Raw genomic sequence first — 6,708 nt, 5'->3', positions numbered from 1 at the left:
CCGGTCCGGCAACAACGGCTCGATCCGCGCCCACTGCGCGTCGCTTAACGGCACACCCGGACCAACGATCAGATGATCCGAACGAAACGGCCTAGATGTCGTAGGTCACCGTCACCGGGGCGTGGTCGCTCCAGCGCTGGTCGTAGCTCGCGGCGCGCTCGACGACGGCGGTGGTGGCCGCGGCGGCGAGGGCTTCGGTGGCGACCTGGAGGTCGATGCGCCAGCCGGTGTTGTTGTCGAACGCCTGGCCGCGCATGGACCACCAGGAGTAGGGGCCCTCGACGTCGGGGTGGAGGCGGCGGACGACGTCGGTCCAGCCCGTGGGGCCGAAGAGTTCGGTCAGCCAGGCGCGTTCCTCGGGGAGGAAGCCGGCGGATTTGCGGTTGCCGCGCCAGTTCTTCAGATCCGCTTCCTGGTGCGCGATGTTCCAGTCGCCGCAGACCAGGGCATGGGTGCCGGTTTCGGCGGCGTGGTCGCGGAGCGCGCCGAGGTGGACGGCGAAGTCCTTCATGAAGCGCTCCTTCTCCGCCTGGCGCTCGGTGCCGACCTCGCCGGAGGGGAGGTACAGGCTGCCGACGGTCAGACCGGGTCCGGTGCCGGGCAGGTCGACCTCCAGGTAGCGCCCGGCGGCGGCGAATTCGGTGGCGCCGAAGCCGACGCGGACGGCGCTGGGCTCCTCGCGGGTGTACAGCGAGACACCGGCCCGGCCCTTGGCGGAGGAGGGCGCGTGAAAGGCGTGCCAGCCCGCCGGGTCGCGCAGCTCGACGGTGAGCTGGTCGGGCTCCGCGCGGACCTCCTGGAGGCAGACCACGTCGGCTTCGGTCTCCTCCAGCCAGGTCAGGAAGCCTTTCTTGGCGGCGGCGCGGAGTCCGTTGACGTTCACGGTGGTGACGGTGGTCGACATGCGCTGGACGATACCGGGGCCGGTCGGCTGGACCGCTTCGGTATCCCCCGTCCGCACGTGCGTACGACCGCGCACGTACGATATCGGGCGTGGAGATCAGAACGACGCGTTACGACCACCCCGACGCGGTGAAGCTCAGCGACCTGGTGCAGCAGGAGTACGTGGAGCGGTACGGCGACGGGGACTCGACCTTCATGGACGCGGCCCATTTCGACCCGCCGCGCGGGCTGTACCTGCTGGCCTACGACGAGGACGGGCACGCCGTGGCCAGTGGCGGCTGGCGCGCCCAGGACGACTCGCCCGACGGGCACGCAGACGGCGACGCGGAGATCAAGCGGATGTTCGTGGTGGCGCGGGCGCGCGGGCGCGGTCTCGCCCGCGCGATCCTGGCCGAGCTGGAGCGGACGGCCGCGGCGGCGGGCAGGACCCGGATGGTGCTGGAGACCGGTCAGCGGCAGCCGGAGGCCATCGCGCTGTACCGCTCGTGCGGCTACCTGCCGGTGCCGAAATTCGGCTACTACCGGCACGACGAGCTGAGCGTGTGCCTCGGCAAGCCGCTGGTCGCGCCGCCGGGCCCGTAAGCCGACGATCCAAGCCGCTGATCCAAACCGCCGGTCCAAGCCGCCGGTCCAAGCCGCTGATCCAAGCCGCCGATCCAAGCCGCTGATCCAAACCGCCGATCCAAACCACCGGTCCAAGCAGCTGATCGCACCGCACCCGCGCGTACCCCACGGATCGCGGCGCCCCGCACGAGGTCCCGGCGTCAGCGCCCGCCCCTGTTGCGGCCGCCGCGCCGCAGGTACATCCCGGCCAGCGCGCCGACGATGAAGCAGCCGAGCAGCGCCATCCACAGCGGCATCGTGACCTCGGGGATCAGCAGCCGGATCTTGACGTCGCGGGTGTTCTCGAAGATGAAGATCAGGGCGAGGACCGCGAGCACGGCCACGGTCACCCGGCCCGGGGTCACCAGCGAACCGAACCTGCTGTCGCTCGGCGGCTTCTCGGTGCTCACCACGCTCACCTGCTCCCGGTTCGGCGCTGTCCCCTTGCGTTCATGATCGGTGCGGGGGCGCCGGGGCGGGCTGCGGACTACTCCGAACGGGTGAGCGCGTCCGCTGTGCGCGCCTGTGCGCTCACCTGCGTGCTCGCGTACGGGCTCCCCTGTGTGCTCGCCTGGGTGCTCGCCGCCAGCAGGCGCAGCGCCGCCTCGTCCGGGGTGCCGGGCGCCGCGCTGAACAGCAGCAGCCGGTGCCCCGAGCCGTCGCCGGTCCGCAGCATCTCGAAGGCGAGGTCGAAGCGGCCCACCACCGGGTGGTGGAAGGTCTTGGTGCCGGTGGTGCAGTTGCTGACCGGGTGGCGGGACCACAGGGCGGCGAATTCCGGACTCTTCATGGACAGCTCGCCGACGAGTTCGGCGAATCCGCGGTCGTCGGCCGCCTCGCCCGCCGCCAGCCGCAGGGAGGCGACGGCGCGCCGGGCCTCCTCGTCCCAGTGCGGGTGCAGTTCCCTGGTGTGCGGGTCGAGGAAGAGCATCCGCTGGGCGTTGGGGCGGTCGGCCGGGCGGTCGGGCGCGTCGGGGTCGAGGTGGCCCGCGGTGAGGGCGTGGCCGAGCGCGTTCCAGGCCAGGACGTCGTAGCGGCGGCCCATCACGACGGTGGGCACCGCGTCCATGGCGGCGATGAGCTGTCGCGTGGCGGGCCGTACGGTCTCGGCCCGCTGCGGGGCGCGGCGTCCCGCGCGGCCGGGGCGCGCGAGGTGGCGCAGGTGGGCGCGCTCGTCGTCGGTGAGCCGCAGCGCGGTGGCGAGCGCGTCGAGCACGGCCTGCGAGGCGTTGGCGCTCTGGCCCTGTTCGAGCCGTGTGTAGTACGCGACGCTGACGCCCGCGAGCTGGGCCAGTTCCTCGCGGCGCAGGCCCGGTACGCGGCGCCGGGCACCGTACGGGACGACGCCGACGTCCTCGGGGCGCAGCCGCGCCCGCCGGGTGCGGAGGAATTCGCCCAGTGCGGAGGGGGTGCGCGCGGTGCCGTCCATGCGTCCAGTCTGCCCCGGCGCCCGGCGCGGAGCCTGACCCTGCCGGTGGTAGGCACCGCCGACGTACGTACGGCCCGCGTAGGCACCGCCCACGTACGAAGAACGGGGGTCTGGGTACGGGCCGCGCCGCCGACGAGCCTTCCGTGGTGACCGCACCAGCGCTATGGAGGGCCGCAGGATGACGCCACCGACACCGACACCAGCACCCACACCCGGACCCGCACCGACATCCGCACCGGCACCCGCACCGACGACGGGCGCGGGCCGCGCGGCGGGGACGGGCCGCGCCGCGGGGACGGGGAGAGCGCGGACGGACGGGGCCGGGGCACCGGACACCGCCCCGAGGTCCGGCCCGCCGCCGATGAGCGCGCGGCAGCGCTGGACGCTGATGCTGCTGCTGGGCGCGCAGTTCATGATCGCGGTGGACTTCTCGATCCTGAACGTGGCGCTGCCGGTGGTCGGCCGCGGTCTCGGCTTCTCGCTGGCGAATCTCCAGTGGATCGCGACGGCGTTCGCGCTGGCCGCCGCCGGATTCACGCTGCTGTTCGGCCGGGTCGCGGACCTGTTCGGGCGGCGCCGGGTGTTCCTGGCCGGGATGGCGCTGCTCGGGGTGTCGTCGCTGGCGGGCGGGCTGGCGACGGGTCCGGCGATGCTGCTGGCGGCGCGGGTCGCCCAGGGTCTCGCGACGGCGGCCGTGACCCCGGCCGGGATGGCGCTGCTGACCACGTCGTTCCCGCAGGGGCCGCTGCGGGAACGGGCGCTCGGTCTGAACGGGGCGCTGATGTCGGCCGGTTTCACGGCGGGCGCGGTGCTCGGCGGGGTGCTGACCGACCTGCTGAGCTGGCGCTGGGCGTTCTTCGTCAATGTGCCGGTGGCCGCCGTGGTGCTGCTCGCCGCGCCCGCGCTGATCGCCGAGAGCCGCCCCGCCGCACGGCCCCGGCTCGACGTGCCCGGCGCGGTGACCGTCACCGGCGGGCTGCTCGCCGTCGTCTACGGCTTCACGTCGGCGGGCGAGCGCGGCTGGCTCTCCCCGGTGACGCTGACCGCCCTGCCGGTGGGCGCGGCGCTGCTGGCCGCCTTCGTCGCGGTGGAGCGGCGGGCCCCGGCGCCGCTGGTGCCGGTACGGTTCCTGCGCCGCCGGTCGGTGGTGTGGGGGAACGCGGCCGGGCTGATCGCCTTCGTGACGGAGACGTCGCTGGTCTTCCTGATGACGCTCTACCTCCAGAAGGTGCTGGGGTTCTCGGCGCTCGCGACCGGTCTCGCCTTCGGTGTGCTGGGGGCGGGCACCGTCATGGGCGGGGTGCTCGGGGCGCGGGTGATCGGCCGGATCGGCACGCGGGCGACGCTGATCGTCGGCGGCGGGGTCCAGGCGGTCGCCACCGCGTCGCTGGTGCCGCTCGGGGAGGGCCGCGGATGGCTGGGGCTTCTGCTGGCGGCGACCTTCGTCGGCGGTGTCGGCAACATGCTGGCGATCGTCGGCTTCATGGTCACCGCGACGTCCGGGCTGCCGGACGAGGAGCAGGGTCTGGCCACCGGCCTCGCCACGATGACGCAGCAGGTCGGCATCACGCTGGGCATCCCGGTGATGAGCGCGGTCGTCACCGCCCGCGCGGGCGCGGCCTCGTCGGCGGCGCCGCACGTACTCCTCGGCGGGATCTCGCTCGCCGTACTGGTCAACGCGGCCCTGGTGGCGGCGGGGGCGGTGGCCTCCGCGCTGTTCCTGCGGTCGCCGAAGGGGGGTGAACCCGTCCGCGCGCGGGGGTGACGGGGAGGGCGGGGCGCGGGGGCGCGCGGGGACAGGGACGGGTGGCGGAGCACGGGGGCGGGGACGGGTGACGGGTGACGGGGGACGGCCGCAGGCCCGTGCCCCGTACGTCCGTCATGGACTCGCCCGCCGCGCCCCCTGCTGGCAGCATCGGACGCATGGACCACAGGCACCGCTCGGACCGCAGGGACGTCCTCACCGACCTCAGGGAACCGCCGGTGCTCGGGGCGGGCGACTACACGTTGCGCCCGTGGTCGATGGCCGATTTGCACACGGTGCGCGAGGCGTCGACGGACCCGCTGATTCCGCTGATCACGACCGTGCCGCCGGTCTACAGCGACGCCGAGGGGATCGCCTTCGTCGAGCGGCAGTGGGGACGGCCGGCGGCGGGCCGCTACCCGATGGTGATCGCGCGGGCGTCCGACGGGTGCGCGGTCGGCAACGTGGGGCTCGACATCATCAGCGCGGACCGCGCCACGGTCGGCTACTGGGTGCTCGCCTCGGCGCGCCGCGCGGGCGCCGCAGGTTCGGCGCTGAAGGCGATCACCGAGTGGGGCCTGCACGAACTGGGCATCGCCCGGCTCGACTTGTACGCCGAGCCGTGGAACACCGGTTCACTGCGCACCGCGGAGAGCGCCGGTTACCAGCGCGAGGGGCTGCTGCGCGACTGGGCGCGCGTCGGCGGGGAGTTGAAGGACGTGGTCATGTACGCAGCTCTTCGTACACCGCGATGACGCTGCGCGCCTGCTGCTCGACCTGGTCGGCGATCGGCACCCAGCGCGGGCGGTAGGCGCTCTCGTACGCCGCGCACCACTCGTCCACCAGGCGCGTGACACGGGGGACGTCGGCCACCCGGCGGAGCATCGCGGCGGCGCGCAGCGGGACGCGCTGCGCGTAGACCTCGATGCTGGTGACGCGCGCGGTGGTCATCGGCGGCAGCGGGAGCGCGCCGGGCGGGCGCACGGCGGGGTCCCAGTCGGCGGACAGCCGGGGGCCGATGCCGACGAGTTCCTTGACGGTGCGCAGCATCGGGGAGTCCGCGCCGACCAGGCGCGGGTCGAGGTTGTCCAGGACCCGGGCGACGCGGGGCAGGTCGCGGCGGAGTGCGGCGCCCGCGACGCGCAGCGCGTGGTCGGGCGCGGGGTGCGGGGAGATGTCGGCGGTACGGTCGCAGGCCCACATGGGCACTTCGACGACGGCGGTGACACCGTCGTAGCGGCGGGCGTGCGCCCAGGTGGAGTTGGCGCCGTCGCCGACCGTCGCGGGGTCGCCGTCCGGCGGCATCACGTAGACGCCGGGTCCCGGGCTCGGCCACTGAAAGGCGTCGGAGGACCCGCTTTCCAGCGGGATGTCCAGCTCGGCGGCCGACTTGCCGATCCGCGCGGGCACGCCGGGGATGTCGCTGGTGAGCTGCACGAAGCTGCCGCCCACGTCGATGCCGTGCAGCGAGCACTGCAACACCGGTCGCAGCGCGTCCAGTACGCCGAGCAGCGCGCGGGTCTCGGGGAGCGACGCGTCGGGGGCTCCCGGCGGCGGCAGCCATTCGGGCTGTTCCGCCGCGCACGGCCGGAAGAAGTGCTCGTAGTGGCCGCGCAGGGTGTAAGGCCCGCACAGCCAGGGCTCGTTGAGCACCGCGCCGTCCGGGTCGATGCAGAGCAGGAAGTGCCAGGCGGTGCCGTCGCCGTGACCGCCCTCGCGCTCGGCGGCGAGCTGGTACGCGAGCCGGAGCACCGTGGCACCGCCGACCGCCGCCTCGTTGGCGTGCGGTCCCGCCACCACGAGCGCGTTCCGCTCGCTCCCGCCCTCCGCCTGATCCACCGTCAGCATGAGCAGGGGCCGCCCGGCCCGCGACCGGCCGACCGCCCGCAGACGGCACAGTCTCGGATATCGCAACGTCAACAGCCGTGCGCCCTGGATGACTTCGGCCGTCGTCGGATAGTGCTCTCTCGCCACCGCATTCCCCCAGAAGCCGAAGCGCGTACTGGCTGCGACTGCGTGACGACGTCGG

7 protein-coding genes are annotated in these 6,708 nt (G+C 73.9%); 3 read left to right on the top strand and 4 right to left on the bottom strand.

Annotation, left to right across the window (positions count from 1 at the left end):
* Positions 1-91: 91 nt before the first annotated feature.
* A complete protein-coding gene (locus tag ACFZAM_RS25585; RefSeq protein WP_391049579.1) occupies positions 92-904 on the bottom strand; it encodes an exodeoxyribonuclease III in 813 nt (270 codons plus the stop codon).
* Positions 905-993: 89 nt separating this feature from the next.
* Between ACFZAM_RS25585 and ACFZAM_RS25580 the strand changes: the two genes are divergently transcribed.
* Positions 994-1,485 (top strand): GNAT family N-acetyltransferase, encoded by a 492-nt coding sequence (locus ACFZAM_RS25580; RefSeq protein ID WP_391049577.1) that lies wholly within the window; start codon positions 994-996, stop codon positions 1,483-1,485.
* A 182-nt stretch (positions 1,486-1,667) separates the two neighbouring features.
* On the opposite strand, the gene ACFZAM_RS25575 is transcribed toward ACFZAM_RS25580, so the two are convergent.
* Both ACFZAM_RS25575 and ACFZAM_RS25570 read right to left on the bottom strand, forming a co-directional pair.
* Positions 1,668-1,925 (bottom strand): lipopolysaccharide assembly protein LapA domain-containing protein, encoded by a 258-nt coding sequence (locus tag ACFZAM_RS25575; RefSeq protein ID WP_391049575.1) that lies wholly within the window; start codon positions 1,923-1,925, stop codon positions 1,668-1,670.
* A 68-nt stretch (positions 1,926-1,993) separates the two neighbouring features.
* Positions 1,994-2,935, bottom strand: coding sequence for a helix-turn-helix domain-containing protein (locus tag ACFZAM_RS25570; RefSeq protein WP_391049574.1), 942 nt, complete (start codon positions 2,933-2,935; stop codon positions 1,994-1,996).
* Positions 2,936-3,296: 361 nt separating this feature from the next.
* Here ACFZAM_RS25570 and ACFZAM_RS25565 point away from each other — a divergent pair, with 361 nt between their 5' ends.
* Together ACFZAM_RS25565 and ACFZAM_RS25560 are read left to right on the top strand one after the other, a co-directional pair.
* Entirely contained in the window at positions 3,297-4,700 is a 1,404-nt protein-coding gene (locus tag ACFZAM_RS25565; RefSeq protein ID WP_391049572.1) for an MFS transporter, read from the top strand.
* 158 nt (positions 4,701-4,858) lie between these two features.
* The gene (locus ACFZAM_RS25560) at positions 4,859-5,434 is read left to right on the top strand and encodes a GNAT family protein (RefSeq protein WP_355339208.1); all 576 of its coding nucleotides are present in this window, start codon (positions 4,859-4,861) and stop codon (positions 5,432-5,434) included.
* On the opposite strand, the gene ACFZAM_RS25555 is transcribed toward ACFZAM_RS25560, so the two are convergent.
* Positions 5,403-6,653 carry a M14 family zinc carboxypeptidase gene (locus ACFZAM_RS25555; protein ID WP_355339205.1) on the bottom strand — a complete coding sequence of 417 codons (1,251 nt, stop codon included), beginning with the start codon at positions 6,651-6,653 and terminating at the stop codon, positions 5,403-5,405. The two genes, ACFZAM_RS25560 and ACFZAM_RS25555, sit on opposite strands and share 32 nt — an antisense overlap.
* Positions 6,654-6,708 lie beyond the last annotated feature (55 nt).

The organism is Streptomyces sp. NPDC008079, assembly GCF_042957385.1.
Taxonomy (GTDB): domain Bacteria; phylum Actinomycetota; class Actinomycetes; order Streptomycetales; family Streptomycetaceae; genus Actinacidiphila.
This window is presented reverse-complemented; position numbering and strand designations above follow the sequence as displayed.

What these genes read in the sequence shown, in the direction of transcription:
- ACFZAM_RS25585 (WP_391049579.1), bottom strand. Translation starts at nt 904, where the DNA reads ATGTCGACCACCGTCACCACCGTGAACGTCAACGGACTCCGCGCCGCC.
- ACFZAM_RS25570 (WP_391049574.1), bottom strand. Translation starts at nt 2,935, where the DNA reads ATGGACGGCACCGCGCGCACCCCCTCCGCACTGGGCGAATTCCTCCGC.
- ACFZAM_RS25565 (WP_391049572.1), top strand. Translation starts at nt 3,297, where the DNA reads ATGAGCGCGCGGCAGCGCTGGACGCTGATGCTGCTGCTGGGCGCGCAG.
- ACFZAM_RS25560 (WP_355339208.1), top strand. Translation starts at nt 4,859, where the DNA reads ATGGACCACAGGCACCGCTCGGACCGCAGGGACGTCCTCACCGACCTC.